Source organism: Vibrio sp. TAP-3B (genome assembly GCF_057784735.1).
The window spans coordinates 2848987-2875093 of the sequence record NZ_CM173495.1 but is presented as its reverse complement, the minus strand read 5'-3'; the positions used below and the strand labels follow the sequence as shown (position 1 = coordinate 2875093).

Genomic DNA, 26107 nt, shown 5'->3' with positions numbered 1-26107 from the left:
TCTATTTCTGGCTCCAATAATTCGGTGCCAATGCTGTATCCAAAAAATCGTTAAGGGATTTACTGTGAAAAAACTAATCATCACGGTTTTGTTTACTTTGCTAGCAGCGCCAGCGGCCCTAGCAGCAGACCGTTATATTTCTGATGACCTATTCACTTTTATGCACTCAGGTCCAAACAACACTTACCGTATTATTGGGAGTGTTAACGCCGGCTCTAAAGTACAACTAATAAAAGCAAACAAAGACACTGGCTACACGCAAATTCGTGACTCTCGTGGCCGCACTGGTTGGGTACAAAGCAAATTTGTGACAAGCCAAGAAAGCATGGCTATCCGTCTTCCTCGTATTGAGCAAGAACTGGAAAAAGTGAAAGAACAACTCGCAAATGCTCGTCAAACGTCAGATGCAGAGAAAGCCGGTTTAGTCACCTCACTAAAAACACGCAACCAACAGATTGCTGATCTTGAGAATAAGTACTCTGAGATCAGCGTTCAACTGACGTCTGTTGAAACAGAAAACCGTGAGCTCAGTGCAAAACTTGACACCCAAAAAGATGACATGTTGCTGAAGTACTTCACTTACGGCGGCGGAGTCGCAGGTTTAGGTCTGTTATTTGGTTTGATTCTTCCTCATATTATTCCTCGCAGAAAGCGTTCTCCTTCAGGTTGGGCATAAGCCTTCTCTATCTCGTCCTTAATGTGTAACCATATTTCAGGACGAGGTACTAAAACGAAAAAAAGCCAGTGTTGAAAAACGCTGGCTTTTTAATCGCTAAACCAATCATGAATGAGTCAACGTTTACCCTTTCCATTCATACAAAGCCGGTATACGGATCTGCTCGCCTTGAAACTCAACAATCACCGCTTGTGGTTGTATTTCCTTTAACGTGACTTGGCCATCGACGATATCGCCTTGGTGGTACTCAATATTGTTAATTTTAACCCAGCGTCGATTGACATCACTGGCGTACATATGTGTTTGTAAGTTAAGCGCAGGCAAACGCCCCTGCCATCGCCGAGCATTACGCTCTAACTCATTGACCCGTTCTGCTTGTGGTGACAGAGAGTCATCTCGCGACAGTGCATTTTCGACCTTTCTTGCCAAATTGGGCGATAACGAGGATAAATCGAGATCATCCAAAGATAAGCTTAACTTCTCTCCCCCACGGGAGGAAGGTTGATTATCGCTTCGCGTAGGCGATGACTCATTGGCCTGCGTATTATTCGCGTATTCTTCTTCTGCCGTAAAGGTGCCAATATCATGAGAGAGTTCGGCTCTTGGCCATTCTCTTGGTAATTGAGCAAGCTGACTGGTTTGCGGGTAATCTAACGTTGCGAATGGCTGTGCGACTTCAATTGTAGTGACTGGTGTTGCCGCCCCAACTGGCAGCGTAAGCAGGTCCAAATACCAAGCGCCCCCGATTGCTGATACGGTGATCGGCAACAGAAAGAAGCCTACATGTTTAATGAGTGACATTAAACGTCCTCCTTTTCAATACGTTCCAGTGTTGGAGCCTCTGGTTGTACGGCTTGTTGCAAACGCTCTAGAGTTCGTTTACCAGCAATGCCATCAACACCAATCCCTTGCCAGCGCTGAAATAACTCGACTCGCTCTTTTATCGCCCCATCAAAAACTTCCGTGTCAAACGGTGGTTCGCTGACGGCTTCAGCCAGCAATCTATCTAAGACTTCGATAGCGGGTCCTTCCATATCTAAACGCAACGTCTCTTTCAGTGGGGCCTGCCATAACTCAATAATGTTGCCGTGCCACATCGGTTTTAGCCATGAAACGGGCAAGCGTAAGCGTTGTTTGTCATTGAGGACTTCCACTTTGTCATTACCTACCGCATATAAAATGACGTACCCCACTTCTCCCTGATGGTTCAGCTCTAAAATCACCGGGCGATTTTGCTGTATTAACAACGGCCATGTGGCCATTTTTCTCTCACAACGCATGGTCGATTGCGGTTCTGACAAACAAAGGTTATCTCGAACCGAGGCTTGATACCCCCATAAACGATATAAATCGTTGATTGCTAAGTTTGATTGTTTTTGTTCTAGTAGCAAGCGGCGTTGTTCATCCGTTAACTGCTTGCTGATAGTCACGGGGACAGGTTCATCACTCGACTTGGTGATTTCAGCTAAAAGTGACACCTGCTTGATGGGCATATGATTCATCACCCCCCAACCAACCCCCAATGCTGCGACAACCCCAACCGCAGAAGAGCCCCAAGTAGGCCAACGGAATGAGTGGCGTACTTGGGGCTCTTGCTGGTAAATATCGGCCTGAAACTGCATGACTTCTTCACAAGCTTGCAAGACGATTGGTTTATCAACCACAACGCTGCCTAAGTGGTAGCTCATATTTAGGGCTTTATCACAAATGAGATTGATCAATCTTGGGATGCCATGACTGTATTTCGAAATCAGCTTGCAGGAGGCGCGATTGAACAATTGCTGATCGCCACCCGCCGTATGCAGCCGGAATGCGATGTAATCTTCCGTCTCTTTTTCATCCAATGGCAATAAGTGGTAGCGCCCTGTAATGCGCTGTGCGAGCTGACGCAATTGCGTCGTTTGCAAAAGTCTTTGTAGTTCTGGTTGCCCAACCAATAAGACTTTGAGTAGTTTTCTGGTGTCAGTCTCGAGATTAGTCAATAACCGCAACTGCTCCAACACGTCAGCGGCTAGGTGCTGCGCTTCATCAATAACAAGCAGCGTTTGCCATCCCGCACGGTAATTACGCAGAAGATAATCGTTGATTACTTGGCTTAACTGTTTGAGGTTCGCATCAGGTGGGTAAGTGACTTTAAACTCATCACAGATAGCCTCCAGCAAATCTCGGCTCGAAAACGTCGGGTTAAGGATCAGTCCCGCTTTGGTATTATCACCTAAGTTTGCCAGCATGGCTTTTGCCACAGTGGTTTTGCCTGTGCCAACCTCGCCTGTCAGCATGGCAAACCCGCCTCCATCGCCCAATCCAGCTTGGAGATGCGTAATTGCTTCTTTATGACGTTGGCTCAAATACAAATAACGTGAGTTCGGAACAATTGAAAATGGTTGTTCTACAAACCCAAAAAAGTCCTTATACATTAGGTTCTCCAGCTAAAAAACCACCCTGTTAGATACATCTAGATGTAAACATAGATGCATCTGCTCTCGGGAGTAAAGAAAAGTACCATTGCTTGCTACAATGTCCAACGGCACATCAATAAATTAAGAGGTAATTCGTGCAAGTTTATTTAGTAGGTGGCGCAGTTCGAGATAAATTGCTCGGCATTGATAGTTATGACAACGACTGGGTTGTGGTAGGAGCCACGCCACAGATGATGTTGTCTCAAGGGTATACTGCCGTTGGAAAAGACTTCCCTGTGTTTCTTCATCCAAAAAGTAAAGAAGAACATGCCCTCGCACGAACAGAAAGGAAATCTGGCTCAGGTTACACTGGTTTTGAGTGCTTCTTTGATCAAAACGTTACACTAGAAGAAGATTTAATTCGTCGTGATTTAACCATCAATGCCATGGCGATGAATCACGAAGGCAAACTTTATGACCCTTACGGCGGCCAACAAGACCTCCAAGACAAACTGTTACGTCACGTTTCCGAGGCATTTACCGAAGACCCTTTGCGTGTTCTGCGCGTTGCCCGCTTTGCTGCTAAACTCGCCCCTCTAGGTTTTAGCGTTGCAGACGACACCATGCAACTGATGCGTGACATGTCGACATCCGGTGAACTGAATACGTTAACCCCAGAGCGAGTTTGGCAAGAGTGGCATAAGTCCCTCTCGACGCCTCGTCCTGATGTTTTCCTATCGGTATTACGTGATTGCAGCGCATTAGAGGCTGTACTACCCGAAATAGATGCGCTATTTGGGGTTCCTCAACCAGAAAACTGGCATCCTGAAATCGATACGGGCGTTCATACATTAATGGTGGCAGAGCAAGCAGCAAAACTGAGCAACTCACTCCCCGTCAGATTTGCCGCGCAAGTGCACGATCTAGGCAAAGGTGTGACACCAGAAAACGAATGGCCGAGCCACAAAATGCACTGTCATACTGGATTAAAGCTGATAAAAAAATTGTGCGAACGCGTGCGTGTGCCCAATGAATTTCGTGATTTAGCTTTAATGGTCTGTGAGCAACATTCTAATATCCATCGTGCTGCTGAGCTTAAACCACAAACCATAGTGAAGATCCTCAACAAATTTGATGTATGGCGTAAAGCCGAACGTCTACATGATATCTTGATTTGCTGCCAAGCTGACCACGCAGGTCGCAAAGGATTAGAAGATCAACCTTACCCACAAGCCGAATTATTTATGCGCGCCTATCAAGCCGCGGTCTCTGTGGATGTACAAGCGATCATTCAAGACGGTTTCAAAGGGCCTGCAATTCGAGATGAACAAGAGAAACGCCGCATTGAGGCAATCAAAGTTGCGCTAAATAAGTAGCAAAGTAGATTCAGAACAAACAAAAACGTCCGCTTGATTAGCGGACGTTTTTTTATTCTGGCTAGGTTTATGTCATGAGCAAGAAAGCAAACAAACCAAAGCCTAGAATCAGACGATAAATCACAAATGGCGTCATGCCCATGCGTGAAATCATCTTCAAGAAGAAGTGGATACAGATATAAGCACTAATGAATGAGGTCACGATACCGGTTAACAGGAAACCGACATGAACGGGCTCGCCACTGGTGATGAGCTTCATACCTAAGTAGCTCCCCGCAAGCGTGATGATGGGGATAGACATAAGGAATGAAAAACGTGCGGCGGCTTCTCGAGTAAAACCGAGATAAAGCGCGGCAGTGATCGTTGCCCCTGAGCGAGATGTACCAGGGATCATCGCTAATGCTTGAGCAATACCTATGAATACTGCTTTCTTCCAATCCGTTTGGTATTCCTCTGCCACCAGTTCTGCGTTTTTATCCACCCACCAAAGTAATAAACCAAACACAATAGTGGTAGTAGCGATAACGTATGCACTGCGTAAATAAAGCTCGATAACGTCTTTCATGAGCAAACCGAACACACAGGCTGGGATTGTGGCGATCACGATCATCCAAGCGAGTTTCGCTTCTTTGCTACGGTTCCCTGTAAAAATCGATGCCAATAGCGCCTGGAACAAAGTGATAACTTCATGACGAAAATAGAGCACCACTGCCAATAATGTTCCCACGTGCACAGCAACATCAAACGATAACCCTTGGTCTTCCCAACCCAAAATCGCGGAGGGCAAGATCAAGTGAGCAGAGCTGGAAATAGGTAAAAACTCGGTCAGCCCCTGAACCAGAGCCAAAATAAAGGCTTCAAAATAACTCATGTAAATAACTCAAATAAAAAATGAAAAAGAAACCGGTTTGAGTGAATCGACTGGCTGCATAGTATGCCAAATATCTGCGACTGTGCGTCCATCTCCGGGGATGACTAAGTGAGGTTTAAGATCATACAAAGGCTTTGTAACAAAAGGATATTTGTAGATGTCATGGCGAGGTAGCTCAGGCTTTTTCTTGGAGATATGCTCACCAAACAACACGATATCGAGATCCAGGGTTCGATCCTGATACTTTTGTGCATTTTTTTCACGCCCCCACTTAAATTCAATCTCGCGCAGCTGATGACTTAACTCTTCTAATGACAACGTCGTGTGCATAGCGATCACAAAGTTGTAAAAATTCTGACTACTAAAGCCAATTGGTTGGCACTCGTATATCGGCGATACGAGAAGGTTTTCTCCTAGCTGTTGTAGCTCTTGATACGCAGCGAGAGCGTGCAGCTCTCTTTCTACGTTCGTACCAACTCCGATATAGGTGGTGATCATGCTTGTCCTCGCTCAATCACCACGCCAACAGAACGCGCTTGAGGCACCGCGCCTGGTTTCGCCAACCGGATCTTGACCCAAGGAACTGAAAATCTATGCATAATAATCTCAGCAACTTCCTCTGCTACGCGCTCGACCAATAGAAAACGGCCATTTTCAATATGGCTCAGTACCGCCTCACTCACTAACGAATAATCCAGCGCATCTTGCACATCATCACTTTTACCTGCTGGTTTGTTGTCGTGTGCCATCTCGATATTCAGAACTAACTTTTGTTTGATTTGCTGTTCCCAATCGTACACACCAATGGTGGTGATTACTTCTAACTGTTCAATAAAAACTTTATCCAGAGCCATCTTATATCCTTCTATTACAGAGGTCGGATACCCGTGAGGGGTATTTGATCGTAGTATTCTATACCTAAGTCACATTGACTTAGGTCATCACAATGTGACTTAGGTATAAACTGCGAAAGCATCTTAATATACAAGAAATCACACAATGCAAGTTCCGTCACAGAGAGGATTTCTGCATTATGTGAATTCGAGGTATGATAGCAACTACGCGGGAACTGAGCATTAAATTCCAATCCATCAAGGACTTCTATGGACGCACTGGCACTGATAATGACAATGGCCGCCTATTTACTGGGGTCGGTTTCTAGTGCGGTTTTGATCTGTCGACTGTTAAAACTGCCAGATCCACGCAGTGTTGGATCAAATAACCCTGGGGCGACGAACGTATTGCGCATTGGTGGTCGAGGGGCCGCAGTTTCTGTCTTATTGTGCGATATGCTAAAAGGAACCATCCCTGTTTGGGGTGGTTACTTTCTTGGCATCGACCCTATCATTCTTGGCATTATTGCCATTGCCGCCTGTCTTGGCCATATGTACCCCATTTTTTTCCACTTTAAAGGTGGGAAGGGCGTAGCAACGGCATTAGGAGCCATTGCACCTATCGGGCTGGATCTTACCGGACTGGTGATGCTCACTTGGTTATCGGTTGCTGCCTTGTTTCGCTATTCTTCGCTTGCCGCTCTCGTCACCGTATTGGTCACGCCTTTTTATACCTGGATGTTTAAACCACAATACACGTTACCTGTGGCGATGCTGTGTTGCTTAATTGTATTTAAGCATCACCAAAACATTCGTCGGTTGCTAACTGGTGAAGAACCGAGGATCGGCGAGAAAAAATTGGCAGAAAAAAACTCGGTCTAATGCCGAGTCTTTGTATTGAAGTAAGGCGTGCCAGGTCAATCATGGACTCTATTGAGGAAGCTCAACAACATCTGGTTGACAAATTCAGGCTGCTCTAGCGAACTGATGTGTCCCGCTTGCGGAATTTCCACCAACTCACTGCCCGTAATGCAATCTTTCATTAAGTAAGACTCGAATACCGGACGTGGTTTATCTTCACAGCCAACCGCAATTAATGTCGGTAGAGCGAATGTTTCCGAATCCTCAATCACATCACGGCGATCAAACACCATGCGACCAATGCGAGCCACTTCCACCGCCCGCTCACCGCTAAGGCTTTCTAAACTTCGTGTGAATGAAGTAACCAGCTCTGGGTTCACCTGCCCTGCATTGTCAGCAAAGAACAGCGGCACGATGGCTTCAATAATTGGAGCTCGAACAGCTTGAACTTGACTGATTTTATCGAGCATCGCAAAGTACTTTTTGTACGTGACTTCGGGCTCCCAACCAATGAACGTATCCATCAACACAAGTGACTTAACACGCTGTGGCGCTTGAGCCGTAAGCTCGGCTCCCCACATTCCGCCGACAGATAACCCCACGATAGAGAACGTTTCTACTTCAAGATGATCCATTAATGCCAGCATATGCTGTGCGTAATCGACTAAAGATTGCGTTGAGGCTGGCGCCACGTCTGACTCACCATGCGCCCACAAGTCCGGCACAATACAACGATAAGACTGGCTCAATACTTCAATTTGCGGCGCCCACATTTGGCTATCCCACAAGTAGCTGTGGCCAAACAGCAATACAGGTCCTTCGCCTCTATCTAGGTAAGCAAGTTGCTGACCTTCAATTTCAAACTTCTTCATTGATATATCCATTTATTCTTCTTCTGCCTACTACTGAAACAAATAGAACTGATCACCTCAGTCAAGCAACCTGACTCTTTTCGCTATAAAAGCAAAAACCTCTATCAATAGAGGTCAAAGGGGAAATGCAACATTATGCGATTGGCGTAAGCTGATCAATTGGCCAACGTGGGCGCGCTTCAACTGCCATGTCCGAGACTTCACCATTTTTCAAACGCTGCATGCCTGCGTAAGCGATCATTGCACCATTATCAGTACAAAACTCAGTGCGAGGATAATACACTTCACCACCGACTTTCTTCGCTAACTTCTCTAGCTCAGCACGAAGACGACGGTTAGCACTTACCCCGCCAGCAATAACAATGCGCTTCATACCCGTTTGATCCAGAGCTCGTTTACATTTTATCGTGAGCGTGGCACATACCGCTTCTTCAAATGCAAGTGCAATATCAGCCCGAGTTTGCTCATCATCACCATTGGCTGCAATCGTATTAGCAGTGAACGTTTTTAAACCAGAAAAGCTCATATCCAACCCTGGGCGATCGGTCATTGGCCGTGGGAACTTAAAACGACCTGGCGTGCCTTTCTCTGCTAATTTAGACAACAGTGGCCCACCTGGGTAATCTAAGCCCATTAACTTCGCCGTTTTATCAAAAGCTTCACCCGCCGCATCATCAATCGACTCACCGAGAATGTTGTACTCTCCGATGCCTTTTACTTCAACCATCATTGAGTGACCACCTGATACTAATACAGCAACGAATGGAAACGGAGGGGGATTATCTTCTAGCATCGGTGCGAGCAAGTGGCCTTCCATATGATGAACAGGGACAGCTGGTACTCCCCATGCATATGCGATACTGCGACCAATCGTCGCCCCCACCAGTAGCGCTCCGACCAGACCTGGACCAGCCGTATACGCGACACCATCAATATCTTTTGACGTAAGGTTGGCTTCTTTTAATGCTTCTTTAATAAGAGGGATGGTTTTTTTAACATGATCCCGCGAAGCCAGTTCAGGTACGACACCGCCGTAATCCGCGTGCAGCTTTACTTGGCTGTATAACTTGTGTGACAACAGACCTTTTTCATCGTCATAAATCGCGATGCCCGTCTCGTCACAAGAGGTTTCAATACCGATAATGCGCATGGTTTTCTCAGTATGCTTTATGTAAAGAGGAAATTTGGGCGTCATATTACCTCGCCTTGGTGCTGCAAACAAATTTTGTACAGACAATAATCGACAAAAGACTTTACAAAGCAGGCGTGATCGGATTAAAATTCCGCACCATTTTTGATCAAGCTGGTAAGAGACCAAATAATTGTGATTTTGGTCTACTGAATGCCAGCGTTAACGAATAACCCCTGAGGTGAAAGGCATATGCCAGTAGTTAAAGTACGTGAAAACGAACCGTTCGACGTTGCTCTACGTCGTTTCAAGCGCTCTTGCGAAAAAGCAGGTATCCTTTCTGAAGTGCGTCGTCGTGAGCACTACGAAAAACCAACTACAGTTCGCAAACGCGCTAAAGCAGCAGCTCAAAAGCGTCACGCTAAGAAGCTAGCTCGCGAAAACGCTCGTCGCGTTCGCCTGTACTAATAACTGAGCTCCAGTAGGAATTTAGTTATGGCTCTCATTGATCGACTCAAAGAAGAGCAAAAATTAGCGATGAAAGCCAAGGACAAATTGCGCCTTGGTACTATTCGTTTAGCCCTATCAGCAATTAAGCAACGTGAAGTTGACGAGCAGATCACTCTGAGCGATGACGACATTCTTGCCATATTGACCAAAATGGTTAAACAACGTCGCGACTCTGTAGCGCAATACGAAGCAGCAGGTCGTCAAGATCTTGCTGATGCGGAACAAGCAGAAATTACAGTTCTTGAGGATTTCATGCCTCAACCACTGACAGACGAAGAAGTTGCGGCTCTTATTCAGAGCGCGATTACTGAATCTGGTGCAGCTGGCATGCAAGACATGGGCAAAGTAATGGCCGTTTTGAAGCCGCAAGTTCAAGGGCGCGCAGATATGGGTAAAGTCAGCGGTTTGGTTCGTACCAAACTGACTTAAAAATACCCCACCCTATTGCAGCAAGCCGTGCTATTCTTTGGAACGCACGGCTTGTTTGTATCTGAATGAATGGAACAAAATAAGCAATCAACACGCTCATTCCCGTACCACTCATCTTCTTTTTTTGTTAGGTTTTATGGCTGGACACATCCCTCGCAGTTTTATCGATGACCTCCTAGCTCGACTTGATATTGTCGATATCATCGACGCACGTGTAAAACTTAAGAAAAAAGGCAAGAACTACGGCGCCTGTTGCCCGTTCCACAACGAAAAAACACCGTCATTTAGCGTGAGCCAAGAAAAACAGTTCTATCACTGTTTTGGTTGTGGCGCTCATGGTAATGCCATCGACTTTTTGATGGAGTTCGATCGGCTAGAATTCGTCGAAGCCATTGAAGAGCTCGCTTCTTACTTAGGGTTAGATGTTCCTCGTGAACAACGTAGTGGTGATAGTGGCGCCTTCCAATCAGGTCCACAAGCAACCAGCAGCGAGAAACGTAACCTATACGACTTAATGGCCAGCATTGCTCAATTTTATCGTAACCAACTCAAACAGCCAGCAAGTAAAGTGGCGATTGAGTATCTAAAAGATCGCGGCCTGTCTGGTGAAATAGTCCAGAAGTTTGGCATCGGCTATGTGGCTGATGAATGGGATTTAGTTCGTAAGAACTTTGGCCAGAATAAAGAAAACCAAGACATGCTCGTCACAGGCGGCATGTTGATCGAAAACGATAAAGGCAACCGCTACGATCGATTCCGTGGTCGAGTGATGTTTCCTATTCGAGACAGACGCGGCCGAGTGATAGGCTTTGGTGGTCGAGTATTAGGTGATGGGACCCCGAAATATCTCAACTCACCCGAAACCCCGATATTTCATAAAGGTAAAGAGTTGTATGGCCTTTATGAAGTACTGCAAGCGTATCGTGAGCCACCACAAATTTTAGTGGTTGAAGGCTATATGGATGTTGTCGCGCTTGCTCAATATGGCGTCGATTACTCTGTTGCCTCATTGGGTACCTCTACAACGGGCGATCACTTGCAAGTATTATTCAGGCAAACAAGCACTGTCGTATGTTGTTACGACGGTGACCGCGCAGGCCGTGAAGCCGCGTGGCGTGCCATGGAAAATGCATTGCCCTACCTTACAGATGGTCGCCAGCTTAAATTTATGTTTTTACCCGATGGAGAAGATCCCGACTCCTATATTCGACAAAACGGAAAGCAAGCATTTGAACAACAAGTGTCTAATGCGACCTCACTGTCTGAATTTATGTTCAGTTCATTGACTCAACAAGTCGATATGAGCACGAAAGAAAGCATGGCAAAGCTAAGTACTCTCGCAGTACCTCTCATTGATAAAGTGCCGGGCGGCACTTTAAGGCTATACTTGAGAGAATTGCTTGGCCGGCGTCTGGGTTTAGTGGATGAACGCCAACTACAGCAATTAATTTTAAAACAAGGCAAAGAGAATAAAAGACCTCAACCGCACAGAGAGATTAAACGAACTCCGATGCGCGAGGTAATCGCTCTACTTATTCAAAATCCGAGCTATGCTCAAATGGTACCTGATCTGTCTTCGGTAAGAGACTTATCAATACCAGGTCTAAGTTTATTTGTTGATGTACTTGATAAATGCCAAGCACACCCCCATATCAGTACAGGCCAATTATTAGAGCATTGGCGAAACAGCCAAAATGAGACCCTTCTGTCTCGTCTCGCGAGTTGGGACATTCCACTCGATGAGGATAATTTAGAAGAAATATTTTTAGACTCACTGGATAAAATTATTGCCCAGTGCGTAGAAAAACAAATTGAAAACCTGCAGGCCAAAGCAAGAAGTGTCGGTTTATCAGCCGAAGAGAAAAGGGAGCTGCTAGCACTTATGCTAGATTTAAAAGCGTAACCCTGTTTAATTAGTCAGCAACGATTAAATTTGTTATAGTAAGTGGTTTGCATTTCGCATACTGATTCCTTCACCAGATTACGAAGTTGGATACCGTCTATGGATCACAATCCGCAGTCACAGCTAAAGTCACTTGTTATTAAAGGCAAGGAACAAGGCTATCTGACCTACGCCGAAGTAAATGACCACCTACCTGCTGAAATCGTAGATTCAGAACAGGTAGAAGACATTATTCAGATGATTAATGATATGGGCATTAAGGTAGTAGAAACTGCTCCTGATGCTGATGATTTAGCACTGAACGATGACACAAATATTACCGATGAAGATGCAGCCGAAGCTGCAGCCGCTGCTCTGTCTAGCGTAGAGAGTGAGATTGGTCGTACAACAGACCCAGTTCGCATGTACATGCGTGAAATGGGCACTGTCGAACTTCTAACTCGCGAAGGCGAAATCGACATTGCAAAACGTATTGAAGAAGGTATTAACCAAGTTCAATCGTCTGTTGCTGAATACCCTGGCACGATTCCGTACATTCTTGAGCAATTTGACAAGGTTCAAGCAGAAGAGCTTCGTCTTACTGACCTAATTTCTGGATTTGTTGACCCGGATGCTGACGATACGACAGCGCCAACAGCAACACACATCGGCTCTGAATTAACTGAGACTCAGTTGAAAGAAGAAGACGATGAAGAGGATGAAGACAAAGAGAGCGACGACGATTCAGATGATTCTGAAGAGGATGTCGGTATTGATCCAGAATTAGCGCTTGAGAAATTCAACCAACTACGCAGCACATATCAAAACCTGCAGCTAGCAATCAACGAGTACGGTTACAACAGCCCGAAAGCAACGGTTGCTAACGAGATGATGCTAGACGTATTTAGAGAGTTTCGTCTAACGCCAAAACAGTTTGATCACCTTGTGAATGAACTGCGTAAAGCGATGGACCGTGTTCGTACTCAAGAACGTTTGATCATGAAGTCAGTGGTTGAATACGGCAAAATGCCAAAGAAATCATTCATTGCGCTTTTCACTGGTAATGAATCAAGTGAAGCTTGGTTGGACGAAGTTCTAGCTTCTGACAAGCCATATGCTGAAAAAATCAAACGTAACGAAGAAGACATCCGTCGTTCAATCGCTAAGCTAAAAATGATTGAAGAAGAGACTTCTCTTAACGTACAAAACATCAAAGACATCAGTCGTCGTATGTCCATCGGTGAAGCAAAAGCTCGCCGAGCGAAGAAAGAGATGGTTGAAGCAAACTTACGTCTGGTCATTTCTATCGCGAAGAAATACACCAACCGTGGTCTACAATTCTTGGATCTGATCCAGGAAGGTAACATCGGTTTGATGAAAGCAGTCGATAAGTTCGAATATCGTCGTGGTTACAAGTTCTCGACTTACGCTACATGGTGGATCCGTCAGGCAATCACTCGTTCCATTGCGGACCAAGCTCGTACGATTCGTATTCCGGTCCACATGATCGAAACGATCAACAAGCTGAACCGTATTTCTCGTCAAATGCTACAAGAGATGGGTCGTGAGCCACTACCGGAAGAACTAGCTGAACGCATGCAAATGCCAGAAGACAAGATTCGTAAAGTACTGAAAATCGCTAAAGAGCCAATCTCAATGGAAACACCTATCGGTGACGATGAAGATTCGCATCTAGGTGATTTCATAGAAGATACGACACTAGAACTGCCGTTAGACTCTGCCACATCAACAAGTCTAAGAGGGGCGACGAAAGACGTGCTTGCAGGCCTAACGCCACGTGAAGCAAAAGTACTTCGTATGCGTTTTGGTATTGACATGAACACGGACCACACTCTAGAAGAAGTAGGTAAACAGTTCGACGTTACTCGTGAACGTATTCGTCAGATCGAAGCAAAAGCACTGCGTAAACTTCGTCATCCAAGCCGCTCAGAAACTCTGCGCAGCTTCCTAGACGAATAAGCGCAACACTGACAAGCTTTTAAAAATCAAAAAAGGTGACTTTCGGTCACCTTTTTTATTATCTAACGTGCTAAGTGGGCAAAAACTAAGCGGAATTGGTCCTATTGCTATCTAGACACCTTATAACACTTCCCCTATAATCGTTGTCCTATTAAGGCCCCTTAGCTCAGTGGTTAGAGCAGTCGACTCATAATCGATTGGTCCCCAGTTCAAGTCTGGGAGGGGCCACCAGATATAGAAAGGCGTAGCAGGTTAGTACCTACTACGCCTTTTTTGTACCTACCGATTTTTAGTCAAACACTTAGTCAAACAAGGAACGGGTACAACTCCCGTTTTCGCATTAGAAAAAATCAGCGGGGTAACACTGAGAGGTGTTCAACACTCCGAACCTGCTAGCAGTCATCTTTTCCCTTGCTTATGCAAGCGCCCACCAAAACGATTCATCCGTTGTGTCCTAGATAACTTCTTGCACCCATATCACAAAATATGGCTTATCTAACACTTTGGACAATAGGGCACGAAAACCAAAACAGCCCTTGATACACTAATCCCAAATCTGCCAACTCGATGGCGTGTTAGGTGCCGACAACTGATCGGCGGTAGCATGGCTAAACACTGGACGGTTAACTAGCTTATCTGCCACATACACTCATTAGCGTGCGCGTTTATCCGTGACCGATTCACACTATCCCAGAATGGATGAAAAAAAGAGCCTATTAGTCATGCGTTTACAGAATCACGCTTGGGGGTAGTGTGAATACCAGAATAGAGATAGGCGGCATGCACACTTTCGCGGAAGAGCAGTATCGATTAAAGATGGAAAATCCTTATATGAACAATCGGTTAGGTAGAAACGAGTGCGGATAACGATTTTGGGAAATCGTGCGTGCGCACTAATACAATGTTAAATTTTCAAACCAACCAAAGGAGTAATCCATGAAAAAGGGAATCGCCCTAGCATTAGCAATGATAAGTTCGTCTGTTTTCGCTGATCCAGCCATATTTGGTATGGAGCTGGGGAAAATGACAGAAAAAGATCTGAAAAATTTGTACAACGTGAATCACACTGGCACGAACAAATACAGTGGTGGAAATATGTATTCAGTGCCCACCTCAAGTATTAATTTTGAGGGGCTGAATGAGGTCACAACAATTTTTAGTACTGATGGCAAGTTAGTTGCTGTCCTAACATCTTTGCCTAAAAATAAATTTGATTACCTGAATAAAACCTTAGGTGGTAAATATAAACTTGTTAGTCAAAAAATTCCGTTTGTAGGTAACAAAAAGGCTACATATAGAGACGGCTCGACTGAGATCACGCTTGATGCTCCCCATATGGGGTTTGTTATGTCCATGAACTACATTAACGATGATCTTATGCAAGCATTTAATCGCCAAAGCCAAGCTGAGAAGCGCAAGAAACAGCAAAGCGAAGCATCTCAGCTATAAAAATTTAACAAATCAAAGCACTCGGACATGGTAAAGCTGTCACCTTTTTTGTTCCAAAAAAGCCGCCAACTTCACCATGCCGGTGTTTGAGGCGTTAGGTGTGCGGTATAAATCCGGACAAAATTATGAAAACTAGAGAGGAATATTATGAAATTTGCAAACTTTAATATTGGGGTACTTTCAATCCTCGTAATATTTTTTGGCTTGGCTGGTTGCGCCACAGCTCCTTATGAGCCAGTTGAGATTACTAAAGTCATCGAAGTTCCAGGTAAGAGCCAACGCGAGATATATGATCGATCTAGGCAATGGTTTTCACAATATTTTGTGTCTGGAGAATCGGTAGTGGACTATGAAGATCCGGATACTGGAACCATTATTGGCAATGGTGTTGCTGATATTGGGTCTGATGGACTTGGGATAATCAAGCATAGCATCGAGTACAATATCCGAATTGACACTAAAGATGGTAGGTTTCGCACAGCGACAAAAATACACACACATAGAAACACTGATAGCAATAGCACGTACGAAACCAGCTATGTCACCGAGGGGCGCATTGAAAAAGCCGAACAGCACGTCAACGAGTTAGTTGCGGATATAGAAAAGTACGTTGCTGACGAAAGTGTAGGGAGCGACTCTGATTGGTAATTCACCTAACAATATAATGTACTACGCTCGCCCAAATCGCGCGCCGGACAGTTTGCCCGCCGCTTCGCTCTGGGCAACCTGCCGGTAATTAGGGCGTTAAGTGTCTAAAGAGTCGAGTATGGAACTAGATACTAAATCGAAATTGAAGCGATATATTGAGCGTGAAAATATTGCTAGCGTTCTAAACAACACTAAATGGGAGCGCCTTTTTAAAGAGCTTCAGGAAATCGAATTCACGCTAGATTTTCAACGCAAAGACTTAGATGAAACTGAACCAAGCCCGGATTACTAGGATTCTGACCTATATCATGTCATGGGGGCGTGGGAGCAAATAGAGTGGCTTAATATCAGAGCTTTAATCAGTCGTCCTAAAGGGGCTTTGATTAAGCCGGAAATAGAAGATAACACTCAATTATTAATAAAAGCATTGAGGCAATCTGGTGTACCTTATTGCATATACAATGATGGCATAAGAATTTATGGTTATTTGCGTCCAGGAGTTAGCCCTGAGTGGTTCAGTACTTAACAAGCGGCTCCAAAGGAAAAATTTCCACTGTCACCTTTTGTACAAAAAACACGCAAAAAAGCCGCCATCAATAATTTGCTCGGTGAGCCGGGCGTTAGCAGCACAAATTGAGGAATAAACATGGTTACACTATCAAAGCGCCTTTCCTGCTTTGCAGCATTAATTATTTGTATGGTGATGATGGGGCTTGTGCATGCTGAAACCGTTGAAGGAGCCACCTACTCAATAATTTCCGACAACGAATTTCGGGACGTGAAACGGAGTGTTGATGTGAGGTTGGACAGGAAGGTGCCGGCTGAGGCGTTAAGAACGATAGCTATGGAATTAAAAAATATGGAGCGCAAGAAATATGACCGGATTTTTATTGCTTATTACCTTCCAAATATGAAGGTTGGTTCAGGTGCCTGGGCAACAACACATTTCGATCCTGAATTAGAAGTGAAAATCCTTGGTCTTACCGCTGAGGAAGAAGAGAGGATGGCGCGTGAAGCAAAAAGCACATCGCGTGATGTAATAGGGATTTGGGTGGATGATAGGCCATACATAGGCGCAACAATAACGATATATCGCGAGAACAAAAAACTATATTTGGAATCGAAATATAAGGATGGTAGTAGCTCCATCGAAGAGATGACCAAATCTCAATCAACTGTTGGCACGAAGCTTGTTGAAAAAGGGGGTAACCCCCATGGGGAGTACTTTGTGCTTAGTAAGAACGGAAATCTACAAGCTGGCGGCGATAATGGAATCTTCTTGAAATACAAAAAACTCAAATGAATAAACTAATTTATGCCAAAAATCACATGCACTCGGACAGTAAAAAGCGCCGCTCGTTCCTCGCTATGCTTTTTGCTGCCGGTGATGTGAGGCGTTAGATGCCACAATAAGATCAATCTAAAATTACGGGAGTGCCCATGTTCAGACTGCTTGCAACCATGACAATCCTCTTGTTCGCTCACGCTGCCCATGCTGAATGGACGTCTGTCAACAAAGTAGACGATTTCACAGACGAGCAGGTTCGTTACGCCGCATTTAGCGATGCCGACCATCGAATTCAATTAAGTCACGAAGGCAAGGCTGTATGGATGTTTATAACAAGAAAGAAAATTGGAACATTCGAGCCGAACGGATTAATTGAAATGAGGATAGACAAAAATGAGACGAGAGTAATCGACCCTGAGAAAAGCAAACGACTCGCAGAACTTTTGGGTCAACCAACATTTCAATGGGAACCCGCAACTGTTGGATTCTTGCTTTGGCATGGATCAGAGGAAGAAGGGTGTGGGTATGTCGGTGAGCTACTGGAAGGCCAAGAGCTCAAAGTTCGCTACCAAACCAACTCTTTAGAGCGCGACACATTCAGTGCCAGTTTGGTTGGGGCAAAGCAGGCAATCATTAATGGCTTAGGATTGTCAAAGTGCGGCCATTGAGGGGAATTGCATCTAACCAGTGCAGACACGGCGACGCCCATTACATTGCGGCTTCGCCTCCATTTCAAAGCCGCGCATGCTGCGGGCGTTAGGTGCCAAGGAGGTTCCGTGAGTATTCCAAAGAATATTGCTAGGCAATATGACTGTTTTCACAAAGTCTCTCCAGACGAACTTGAAGATATCAATGAATTTGCTGAGTGGCTTGACGCTCTGTTACACGGTCCATGTTATGTCGAAGAATACGACGGCGAGCTGTGCTTAATAGAAATAAAGCAGCTCATTGCAAAGATAAAGTCGTTAAAAGTAGAAGTTTACTCTCATGAACACCCACCTCCACATTTCCATGTAAAGTCGCCAAATATTGACGCAATTTTTGACATTGAGAACTGTGAAAAATTAGAGGGTAAAATTAGTGGAAAAGATTATAAGGTAATTAAATTTTGGCATTCAGAAGCTAAAGATTTGTTAATCAAGTCGTGGAATGATACACGCCCTACAAATTGTACTGTTGGTGAGTATGTTGGCACATAACAAGCGCCTAAACTCCGACAATGAAAAGTTGTCATGGTTTTGGAAAACAACGCAAAAAGCCATGCCAACACATTGCGTGTTAGGCTGGCGTTATGTGCCCTATTTATCACCCGATCATTGATAATATTGTAGTGTTGAGATAGAATCTATAGACAAGTATAACGAAAGTGTCGGGATTCTAAATGAGAGTTGAAAAGAAAAGAGTAACTAAAGCTATGATTCTTCGCTCTGTTGCAAGTTCGACGGCGATTGAGACAGGGAAGCCTGTAAAGTCAATAGAACGCAAGTTGAAATCGGATCAGCGTAAGTACGATTCTTTATCATTAGCTGTCTAAGATATCACGTACAAGACGCTCCATGTGCTGATAGTCACCGCCAACACCAGCGTGTATAGAGCGGATGTAGAATTCCTTGTGCTTATCCCACAAGGAATAATCTAGTGGTCCATATCCAGCTTCCTGACTCATATAGTCCATCAAAAGTCTGCTAACTCTTCCGTTTCCTTCACGAAAAGGATGGATCAAAATAAATTCCACATGACTTCTAGCCAAAAAAGAGACAAGTTCCTCTTTAGTGAAGTTAGCTAAGTTCAGTTGTTGTGATAAGTAGTCTGCTTCAAATTTACATATTTGACGTTCAATTTGAAGTGGGGCAGTAAACTCAAAATCACTTTTCCACATTCTAACATTTCTAATGCTTCCCGCCCAAGGGTAAACGTTGCCAAGCCATTGGCGATGCCAGTCGATAACGGTTTGAAAACTCAAGCTAAATGCTTGGTTATCACATGAAAACACCTTTTCATATAGCTTAACCAAAAGTATTGCCTCTACATCATTGATTTCACCGACATCAGTAATGTTAAGCTTGTTTAAGAGAACCTGATCGTTGGAGCCTGGTTGATATTGAGTTTCAGCGGTGTCTACGTCATATCTGGACATAAAAAGTGACTAAAAAAGGAAATTTAGCGTAGTGTAGTGTAAAAGCACATAACAAACGAGTATGTCGTCAATCCTAAATTTTGGCGAGATTTTTATCCCGTATTACGCTGTCTCTAAGCACCGAATTTAAGATCACCACTATGTTGCGCGCTGAGCTGCAGGGAGTGTGGATAGGCGCAAACAGAACTCGCCTTATCTGCAACTGCGCACTTTCCCCCTTCAAAACTGCGCAGTGTTTCGCGCACTTATTGACTCAAGACCCGCGCCCCACAAAGGCTAGCGACGCAAAAATGTCATCGGTGTGCGGTTTTTCTTTTTTGTCTACAAGTGCGCAATTTTTCGCTTTTATTTTAACCCTGCTGACACCGTAGCGTTTAGTTTGGCTGGGCCTATAGCGTTTTCCTTTGCCATTGGCTTTGCCGCGTACTTTAGCGAGATACGACAGCCAGTAGATGATCTCAGCTTTGGCGTGTGAGTCCCCTCTAGGTAATATTTTAAAACCGCATCCTTGTACATGGCCTCCTTCAAAGGCTGCCCAGTAATCGTCAATGGTGGTTTGAATGGTATGGAAGTGATTCACCTTTGAGCCATCCAAAAAGAGCACGCAATGGTAATGCTGTTGTTTGGCCTTTTCATGTTCTCTTACCCATAGATAGCCAATATTAGGCGTTTTGTAGTATCGCTTTAGGGCTTGTACCACCAGCGAGAGTAAGCGGCTCACTGTTGCGTTATTATCGGTGTACGCCGTTAGGTGCAAATCAAACCGAAAGCAGAACACTCTCGCGTAGTGAGATTCCATCGCTTCCAACTGATCGGCCAAACACCGAAGGATATCAGTGTAGAGCGGCGATAAGCCTGGCCCCGTATTCACCGCCCAGCAGCGACCGTCTTTGGTTTTGAAAAATCCCGTGTTAGTGGAGTAGGCCAATTCCTGAGCTCCTTTTCATTACTCCGCCAGCTCCTGTTTCATCATGGTTTTCGGTTTCAACAATACTGCCATGCTATCGAAACTCTGCCGAACCAAAATGTATTGCCCTTACTTCTCTTATCAGTGATATGGATATTGAGTAGAAGATATTAATAAAACCCGACATGCTTCCTTGACTTTAGTAAGTGGCCACTATCAACGTGATTGCAAGGCTGCCAAGTCGCTCTCAGTAACTAAGCGGTTTGAAATAAGCGGAAATACGCCTAAAAAACCTTGAAAACATATCTCACCTCGTCCCATCCCCATTTAATAGGGTTTTTAGCTGATAGCAGGTACTTACTTTTTCTATTGCCAATAAAAATGGCTGCCAACACTGACAGCCATTGGTTTGAATGATTTTCTACTATCGGCGGCGCAGAGGCACATCGCCTCGGCTAGCCTGTAAGTGACGTTTAGCCGTTGTCGCGAGCTCCTGCATTGCCCATATAACCCCCTTACAATGTTGGTTATCAACGTCCTCAAAATGAGCAGTACCCAGTACGACAGTTAGGCTCTCTAGCTGAGACAAGGCTTTATCCGCCAGCTCAGCGTGATCAACGGGATGCTTGGTTAAACTCGTCATTACGCCACCTCACTGAATGCTTGTGGTTCCGACTGAAAAGCGGCTAGCAGCGCATTGCAATCGCGCTTTGATAACGGTTCAGCTCCCCGTCTGGCTCGCCAGTTATTAATCAAACCAACCGCGCTTTTAGCTGCATCGAGATCAGCCAGCCAGTAGCGTTTAAACATCGCCTTGTAGCCGCGCACACTGGTAAACGGTGCGGGTTGATCGGCGATGTGCACACCATGACGAATGCGGAGAAGGCTCATATCCGTTGGCAATGTGATACTCCAAAACTTGCCGGCCTCATCCAGTACGTTGGCATGGGTAAGATCTCGGATATTCACATCCAGCGGGTGTAGGCCAGCTTTGCCACGGCGCAAAAGCTCTAACAGACACAGTTCGGCCTTGCTTGGCGCAGGAATTTTGCTCATTGTTGCCACTCCCCATTTAGCCATGCCTCATAGTCAGCTTCGCGCCAGCCAATGGTGCGTCCGTTGATTTGCCGAGGGGCAGGGAAAGACTTTTCTTTTCGCCACCAGCGCCAAATAGTTTTAGGGGAACGCCCCACGAGGGCTGACATTTCTTTAAGAGATACAATGCGTGGAGTTGCCATGCTCTATCCTTCTATCGGTCAACTTGAGAACATGGCTAGCTAATATAAGGATGAATTTTCGGGTAGGTATGCACTTAGTTAAGTATTATTTGTAGTTAATAACTTTAAACTATCTTTACTCATTTCTTTCGTTTACCTGAAATCCAATTTCCTACGGTGACAGGGTTTGCGTCGATAGGGCCAATTCCGTCTCTTGCAAATTGGGCCTCCAGCACATCACATGCCGCGTATGGATTTTCTATAACTTCAGCCCCTAAATTAGGGTGTGACTCGATAAGTAAACGTATTAGGTGTGCCTGTTTTTTTTCAATCCTAGGTGGTCGAATACTCTGAGCTTCCTGCTCCGCTTGCCGCAGGGCAGTGGCAATTTCTTGGTTGTTGTAGCGAGTATTTAATACTTCCACACCATGTATCGCTCTATGTAGCTTTTCGAGGTCAGATTTAAGCACAAGCCTTTCCGAGCTCAAATCTGGTATAGAGATACGAGCCAATTCTACATCTCTCAAGCCACCCTCATACTGTACGTGATTCAAACCAGTTGGGCTAACCAGTGTGTATTCGCCATTGAAAAACAGTTGGTCCTTTACTACCCAAAGTCCACTAGCTAAAGCATCGTAAGTTACAAATGGAGGAAGGTGGGGATCACTTAAAGTCATAGGCCCTACACCAATTAACGAGCAAAAATCCGACTGAAAGTTCTCACCCTCATCCAAGCTTTCGATAAGCTCTATGTCCGATGAGAAATTTTGAAAAAGTGCTATTTCTCTGAAGCTCTCAGTTTTTGGCCTCAATGCTGCTCTGCATGTTTCATCGTAAAGCTCGACACACAGCTTAACTGCCCCCACCTCATTCCAATGATAGATATCTTCTTCCTCACAGCCTAGCAGCCTCGCCGCTCGCGCCACTGAGCAATACTCAAGAGGCAATAAGGGTGGTAGCTGGGTATCCGTTTTTTTCTTTGATGACATGGTTTAATCCCTCCCTACAAATGCCACTACATTGGTGACAGTAGTGTTTTCGTTTAATCGTTGTTCCCATGATTCCAAAGCCCTTCGTTTCTCGGGCAGGTATTCATAGCGATCATAGTGTTTGCTGGATACGTCATTGAGTGCATGATTCTGAATACGGTCCCGCAGTGATTTAGAAATGCCAATCTCGCCCATCAGAGTTTTACAGGTGCGGCGAATGTCGCGGGGAGTGAATGACGAAACAAAAGGTGTTGCCTCTCGGTACCGGGTAACGGCCTGAGAAAGCGAATCCAGCCGGATATGCTCATTGCGGTTTAAGCGGTGCGGAAAAATAAAATCAGAATCTTGGTTTACCTCACGCAGTTGGCGAAGAACCACCAGCGCGGATTCAGTCAGGGGAATGATGTGCTCTCGCTTATTTTTAGATAGATCACGACTTACCAATAGCGACTTTTGTTGCCAATCTACCGCCTCCCACTTCGAAGCCGCCAGCTCATAAGGTCGCTGGCCCCCGGTATAGAGGCAAAGCAAAATGAGGCACCGGATAGTATCGCCCATCCTAAATCGTTCATATTCCCCGTTCAGATCGGCGATTAGCTGGATCACTTCACCTATTTTCAGGTAATGGTTACCTACACGTTCTGCATCTTTTTGTTTGGGGATAGCCGTCATTGGGTTAAACACCAAGCCAAACTTGGCCTCATCAATGAAATTAGCAGGGTCGTTATCGTGCCTTAGCCCGTAGTTAAACGCGGCCATCAGATAGCTGCGTACACGGTTTGACTGCGTTTTCGCCCCGCGTCTTATCATTTCCGCCAACACCAGTTTTAACTCGTGTGGGGTGACATTCTTGGCCTTCGTTTCAGGAGGTATAACCGGATACACTTCCTTCTCAAGAGAGGCGAGAACGGCTTTGTGGGTACGCTTACCGTCTCGCACCATTTGTGCGACATAGGCTTCAAACAATTGCTGTATTGAACCCTTCCTTGCTTCTTCACGCTTTGCGCTCTCCTGCTCACGCTTTTGCGTTTCGATTTGCTCTTTCGGATCAATCCCTTGTAAAAGCAACTCCCCCAGCTCTTTCTGTTTTGCCCTTGCCTCAGTAAGCGACAGCGCAGGAAACTGCCCTAACGGAATGAACTTCGCTTTGCGATCCATAAAGTAACGAAACACAAAACGCTTGCCGCCTTTTGGCGTGACTTGCACTGCCAGCTTGCCCGTTCCGCGTTCACTATTACTGTCCCACTCATAGTAGGGTTTGGCTTTAGGTTTTAGTCCCCGAATACCGCTTACCGTTAACATGGCGCATTCCCTCACTCAAAGATTCCCTTGTTTGACTACGGCGATTTTTAGTCAAACAATTAGTCAAACAAGAGCGTACCTGAATGAGACTAGGCAAGAAAAGATAAACCGAAGGGTCGTTTGTAACTCGTTGAATTAAGTCACAAATAAACTAATATGAGATGATGTGAGATTTTATCGAAAACAGTCATATCACGACTCATAATCGATTGGTCCGCAGTTCAAGTCTGCGAGGGGCCACCATATTCCAGAAGGCTCGTAGAGAAATCTACGGGCCTTTGTCTTTTCTAGTCCGGTCTATATCCGGTCCCTTTTCTCTAAACAATGGCTACTTCCGGTAAGATCTGCGCCGAAAGACTCCACTTAGTCACCACAGAGTCACATTCCCTGGCTCAGAGTGTACTCACCATCAGAACCTTCTCTCGTCTGTACAACGCGAATCAGAGCAGATACATGCCACTTAACACTAGAACCGAACCCCAGAAAAACTCCGCGGCTGAACCAACAAAAATATAACCAACATTCCGTTCCATTAGGTCCAGTTATTAATATAGATATGGGATGGATAGTTGGTTCAGTGACAGGAAGGACACCTATGATCCTAAAGCTCTCAGAACTAGCCAGTCAGGAAAAATAGCATTCAATGATGACCGATTACCCTCAGTGGTAATCGGTCTGTTATCTCTTAAATGACTTAGGCCAGCAGTAAGCAATACTCAACCACGACACCAGAAACAACAGCTAATCACTGGACTGGTATTCATACTCGAACCGGAAAAACCAACGGCACACTGGATTACAGCGCGGATCTGGTATGCATTAGGGTTAAGAGTTGAGTTAGTGGAATCAGATGGAACTCCCGTCGTCGACGACGGCAAACTGGAAAAAAACCTAAATAAGAAATTTACATTAGGATTCGTGTCCAGCTCGGTATCTACCTAAAATCACAGCTAAAGACCGGACCGACGACGCCGACGCGATAATTACAGAAACTACATCATGCAGGAAGTCTGGCAGGATAAGCCTTAGAGCGAGATTACAGGGCCAGTCTGGTGTGACCGACCCAGCGATCTAGGATTTGTGGTTGGATCAAAAGTAGTAACGGGCACCTGCATAAAAACCACTGACCGTAATTTCTACGTCATCAATTTCAGTATTTGCGCTTCGGTAGCCTACATTCAAACTAACGCTATCATTGACGTGATACCCACCCTCTACGCCAAATTGATAGCCTGTCTCAGATTCTTCACTACCATAAAATATGTCATTTCCCTTAACTTTCAGCGTCATTTGACCTAAGCCAAATACACCTGCTAAATAGACACCAGAGTCAAAAGTATATTTAGGCTTAAGGTTTGCAAAAATCGCATGTCCATCTGCTTGCATCATTCCTAAAAAGTCTACCTCACCAAAAGTTCGGTACTCTACTTCGCCTGCAAGGTAAAAAGACTCTTCTATCTTTGACTCATATCCAACAAGGGCATTAAAACCGGCGTCATTTGATTCTTCAATCGATACACCACTATTTTCTAGTTCGGTATCATTCGCAAATGCAACATCTGCACCGATATAAAAGCCTGTTTTTGTATCAGTCTCAGCAACAGCCGCACTACTGATAAAAAAAGACAATACTGCCAACGAAAGTACATTTGTAGTTTTCATTTTTATCCCTAAAATTTTGCTAATTATTTTATAGCCACATCGAACTATGAGGAATTTAATCAATAATTACAATGAATTATCGTGCACAATATTATTCAAAACAATACTTACAAACTATGACTCAAATCACATCGGATGAATCATGAGCCAAAGCCTTCCTTTACCAAATATGGAAGATGGAACACATCCGTATCAACAATAAGATCAAGTACATATTAACAATATGATACTGATAATCATGGAGTTCAATATGATTAAGCCAACTAATCTTCAACAAATCAAAACCTTACAAGAACAAGTCAAATCTATACTCACCGAATTCGAAGACGATCTTGACTACGGTTCAGTACTCATCCTGAGCATTATCGAGAAGCCTGACAAGGGTACCTACCTACTGATGCCTAAGACACTGCTCGACAGATTGCTAATGACCATAAATGGGAAATCGCTCTAGACAATGATTCTCTAAGACCATTCGTGATGAGAAACGTAACGTACTCACGTTCCAAGAATTCGCAGAGCTGCACTACTTACCCAATGCAGAGCTAGTAGAACAGTTTTCATTGCGTACCTGCACTCCAAAACCAACACAACGCATTTCTGCCACTATTGGTGAAAAATTCAAACAGGCTTACTTGACCTGTCTACTGCTCTATAGTTCATACTCTCCAAATACGAATAACATTAGGT

The 26107-nt window shown here is 44.8% G+C and carries 28 protein-coding genes, 1 tRNA gene and 2 pseudogenes; 16 read left to right on the top strand and 15 right to left on the bottom strand.

Annotation, left to right across the window (positions count from 1 at the left end):
• Positions 1 to 64 precede the first annotated feature (64 nt).
• Positions 65 to 676: a TIGR04211 family SH3 domain-containing protein gene (locus tag AC3D28_RS13675; protein ID WP_488535080.1), complete on the top strand. Its 612-nt coding sequence runs from the start codon at positions 65 to 67 to the stop codon at positions 674 to 676.
• A 123-nt stretch (positions 677 to 799) separates the two neighbouring features.
• Here the strand turns inward: AC3D28_RS13675 and AC3D28_RS13670 are convergent, their stop codons facing one another.
• Together AC3D28_RS13670 and AC3D28_RS13665 are read right to left on the bottom strand one after the other, a co-directional pair.
• On the bottom strand, positions 800 to 1477 hold the full coding sequence (locus AC3D28_RS13670; RefSeq protein ID WP_488535079.1) for a general secretion pathway protein GspB: 678 nt from the start codon (positions 1475 to 1477) through the stop codon (positions 800 to 802).
• Entirely contained in the window at positions 1477 to 3093 is a 1617-nt protein-coding gene (locus AC3D28_RS13665) for an ExeA family protein (protein ID WP_488535078.1), read from the bottom strand. Before AC3D28_RS13665 ends, AC3D28_RS13670 begins: the two co-directional genes overlap by 1 nt.
• 137 nt (positions 3094 to 3230) lie before the next feature.
• On the opposite strand from AC3D28_RS13665, the gene AC3D28_RS13660 reads away from it, so the two are divergent.
• Complete coding sequence (locus AC3D28_RS13660) at positions 3231 to 4451, top strand: multifunctional CCA addition/repair protein (protein WP_488535077.1); 1221 nt, start codon at positions 3231 to 3233, stop codon at positions 4449 to 4451.
• 67 nt (positions 4452 to 4518) lie between these two features.
• On the opposite strand, the gene AC3D28_RS13655 is transcribed toward AC3D28_RS13660, so the two are convergent.
• Genes AC3D28_RS13655 through folB form a run of 3 tightly spaced genes read right to left on the bottom strand, consistent with a single transcriptional unit; the run spans position 4519 to position 6176 of the window.
• Complete coding sequence (locus tag AC3D28_RS13655) at positions 4519 to 5322, bottom strand: undecaprenyl-diphosphate phosphatase (protein ID WP_488535076.1); 804 nt, start codon at positions 5320 to 5322, stop codon at positions 4519 to 4521.
• A 9-nt stretch (positions 5323 to 5331) separates the two neighbouring features.
• On the bottom strand, positions 5332 to 5820 hold the full coding sequence (gene folK, locus AC3D28_RS13650) for a 2-amino-4-hydroxy-6-hydroxymethyldihydropteridine diphosphokinase (RefSeq protein ID WP_098416573.1): 489 nt from the start codon (positions 5818 to 5820) through the stop codon (positions 5332 to 5334).
• Positions 5817 to 6176: a dihydroneopterin aldolase gene (folB, locus tag AC3D28_RS13645; RefSeq protein ID WP_098416574.1), complete on the bottom strand. Its 360-nt coding sequence runs from the start codon at positions 6174 to 6176 to the stop codon at positions 5817 to 5819. The genes folK and folB overlap by 4 nt, the downstream gene beginning before the upstream one ends.
• A gap of 249 nt (positions 6177 to 6425) precedes the next feature.
• Between folB and plsY the strand changes: the two genes are divergently transcribed.
• A complete protein-coding gene (plsY, locus tag AC3D28_RS13640; RefSeq protein ID WP_098416575.1) occupies positions 6426 to 7037 on the top strand; it encodes a glycerol-3-phosphate 1-O-acyltransferase PlsY in 612 nt (203 codons plus the stop codon).
• A gap of 35 nt (positions 7038 to 7072) precedes the next feature.
• Here the strand turns inward: plsY and AC3D28_RS13635 are convergent, their stop codons facing one another.
• On the bottom strand, positions 7073 to 7888 hold the full coding sequence (locus tag AC3D28_RS13635) for an alpha/beta fold hydrolase (RefSeq protein ID WP_488535075.1): 816 nt from the start codon (positions 7886 to 7888) through the stop codon (positions 7073 to 7075).
• Positions 7889 to 8021: 133 nt separating this feature from the next.
• Positions 8022 to 9038, bottom strand: coding sequence for a tRNA (adenosine(37)-N6)-threonylcarbamoyltransferase complex transferase subunit TsaD (tsaD, locus tag AC3D28_RS13630; RefSeq protein WP_488536093.1), 1017 nt, complete (start codon positions 9036 to 9038; stop codon positions 8022 to 8024).
• 231 nt (positions 9039 to 9269) lie between these two features.
• Here tsaD and rpsU point away from each other — a divergent pair, with 231 nt between their 5' ends.
• The 11 genes and pseudogenes from rpsU to AC3D28_RS13575 all read left to right on the top strand — a co-directional run bounded on the left by rpsU (position 9270) and on the right by AC3D28_RS13575 (position 18402).
• The gene (rpsU, locus tag AC3D28_RS13625; protein ID WP_001145625.1) at positions 9270 to 9485 is read left to right on the top strand and encodes a 30S ribosomal protein S21; all 216 of its coding nucleotides are present in this window, start codon (positions 9270 to 9272) and stop codon (positions 9483 to 9485) included.
• Between the two features lie 27 nt (positions 9486 to 9512).
• Positions 9513 to 9956: a GatB/YqeY domain-containing protein gene (locus tag AC3D28_RS13620; RefSeq protein ID WP_488535074.1), complete on the top strand. Its 444-nt coding sequence runs from the start codon at positions 9513 to 9515 to the stop codon at positions 9954 to 9956.
• A gap of 136 nt (positions 9957 to 10092) precedes the next feature.
• Positions 10093 to 11859, top strand: a complete 1767-nt coding sequence (gene dnaG / locus AC3D28_RS13615) for a DNA primase (protein WP_488535073.1) — start codon at positions 10093 to 10095, stop codon at positions 11857 to 11859.
• A 99-nt stretch (positions 11860 to 11958) separates the two neighbouring features.
• The gene (gene rpoD, locus AC3D28_RS13610) at positions 11959 to 13818 is read left to right on the top strand and encodes an RNA polymerase sigma factor RpoD (RefSeq protein ID WP_488535072.1); all 1860 of its coding nucleotides are present in this window, start codon (positions 11959 to 11961) and stop codon (positions 13816 to 13818) included.
• 155 nt (positions 13819 to 13973) lie between these two features.
• A tRNA-Ile gene (locus AC3D28_RS13605) sits at positions 13974 to 14049 on the top strand.
• 705 nt (positions 14050 to 14754) lie between these two features.
• On the top strand, positions 14755 to 15267 hold the full coding sequence (locus AC3D28_RS13600) for a hypothetical protein (RefSeq protein WP_488535071.1): 513 nt from the start codon (positions 14755 to 14757) through the stop codon (positions 15265 to 15267).
• A 147-nt stretch (positions 15268 to 15414) separates the two neighbouring features.
• Positions 15415 to 15915, top strand: coding sequence for a DUF4468 domain-containing protein (locus tag AC3D28_RS13595; RefSeq protein ID WP_488535070.1), 501 nt, complete (start codon positions 15415 to 15417; stop codon positions 15913 to 15915).
• A 118-nt stretch (positions 15916 to 16033) separates the two neighbouring features.
• Positions 16034 to 16441, top strand: a pseudogene (locus tag AC3D28_RS13590) (DUF6678 family protein).
• Positions 16442 to 16561: 120 nt separating this feature from the next.
• The gene (locus AC3D28_RS13585) at positions 16562 to 17218 is read left to right on the top strand and encodes a hypothetical protein (protein ID WP_488535069.1); all 657 of its coding nucleotides are present in this window, start codon (positions 16562 to 16564) and stop codon (positions 17216 to 17218) included.
• Between the two features lie 137 nt (positions 17219 to 17355).
• On the top strand, positions 17356 to 17871 hold the full coding sequence (locus AC3D28_RS13580) for a hypothetical protein (RefSeq protein ID WP_488535068.1): 516 nt from the start codon (positions 17356 to 17358) through the stop codon (positions 17869 to 17871).
• A 108-nt stretch (positions 17872 to 17979) separates the two neighbouring features.
• Positions 17980 to 18402 carry a DUF4160 domain-containing protein gene (locus AC3D28_RS13575; RefSeq protein ID WP_488535067.1) on the top strand — a complete coding sequence of 141 codons (423 nt, stop codon included), beginning with the start codon at positions 17980 to 17982 and terminating at the stop codon, positions 18400 to 18402.
• Between the two features lie 323 nt (positions 18403 to 18725).
• Here AC3D28_RS13575 and AC3D28_RS13570 read toward each other — a convergent pair whose 3' ends face one another.
• The 8 genes from AC3D28_RS13570 to AC3D28_RS13535 form a co-directional block, all read right to left on the bottom strand.
• A complete protein-coding gene (locus AC3D28_RS13570; RefSeq protein WP_488535066.1) occupies positions 18726 to 19340 on the bottom strand; it encodes a Fic/DOC family protein in 615 nt (204 codons plus the stop codon).
• A 253-nt stretch (positions 19341 to 19593) separates the two neighbouring features.
• Positions 19594 to 20268: a YagK/YfjJ domain-containing protein gene (locus AC3D28_RS13565; RefSeq protein WP_488535065.1), complete on the bottom strand. Its 675-nt coding sequence runs from the start codon at positions 20266 to 20268 to the stop codon at positions 19594 to 19596.
• A gap of 403 nt (positions 20269 to 20671) precedes the next feature.
• Entirely contained in the window at positions 20672 to 20890 is a 219-nt protein-coding gene (locus AC3D28_RS13560; protein WP_488535064.1) for a hypothetical protein, read from the bottom strand.
• Positions 20890 to 21327 carry a hypothetical protein gene (locus tag AC3D28_RS13555; protein ID WP_488535063.1) on the bottom strand — a complete coding sequence of 146 codons (438 nt, stop codon included), beginning with the start codon at positions 21325 to 21327 and terminating at the stop codon, positions 20890 to 20892. The genes AC3D28_RS13560 and AC3D28_RS13555 overlap by 1 nt, the downstream gene beginning before the upstream one ends.
• On the bottom strand, positions 21300 to 21485 hold the full coding sequence (locus AC3D28_RS13550; RefSeq protein WP_152835525.1) for a helix-turn-helix transcriptional regulator: 186 nt from the start codon (positions 21483 to 21485) through the stop codon (positions 21300 to 21302). Before AC3D28_RS13550 ends, AC3D28_RS13555 begins: the two co-directional genes overlap by 28 nt.
• 119 nt (positions 21486 to 21604) lie before the next feature.
• Positions 21605 to 22453, bottom strand: coding sequence for a hypothetical protein (locus AC3D28_RS13545; protein WP_488535062.1), 849 nt, complete (start codon positions 22451 to 22453; stop codon positions 21605 to 21607).
• Between the two features lie 3 nt (positions 22454 to 22456).
• Complete coding sequence (locus tag AC3D28_RS13540) at positions 22457 to 23755, bottom strand: tyrosine-type recombinase/integrase (protein WP_488535061.1); 1299 nt, start codon at positions 23753 to 23755, stop codon at positions 22457 to 22459.
• Positions 23756 to 24844: 1089 nt separating this feature from the next.
• Positions 24845 to 25417 (bottom strand): outer membrane beta-barrel protein, encoded by a 573-nt coding sequence (locus tag AC3D28_RS13535; protein ID WP_488535060.1) that lies wholly within the window; start codon positions 25415 to 25417, stop codon positions 24845 to 24847.
• 250 nt (positions 25418 to 25667) lie between these two features.
• On the opposite strand from AC3D28_RS13535, the gene AC3D28_RS13530 reads away from it, so the two are divergent.
• Together AC3D28_RS13530 and AC3D28_RS13525 are read left to right on the top strand one after the other, a co-directional pair.
• Positions 25668 to 25871 (top strand): hypothetical protein, encoded by a 204-nt coding sequence (locus AC3D28_RS13530; RefSeq protein WP_488535059.1) that lies wholly within the window; start codon positions 25668 to 25670, stop codon positions 25869 to 25871.
• Positions 25823 to 25959 (top strand): annotated as a pseudogene (locus AC3D28_RS13525) (integrase); the annotation flags it as partial. The gene AC3D28_RS13530 and the pseudogene AC3D28_RS13525, both read left to right, overlap by 49 nt.
• Positions 25960 to 26107 lie beyond the last annotated feature (148 nt).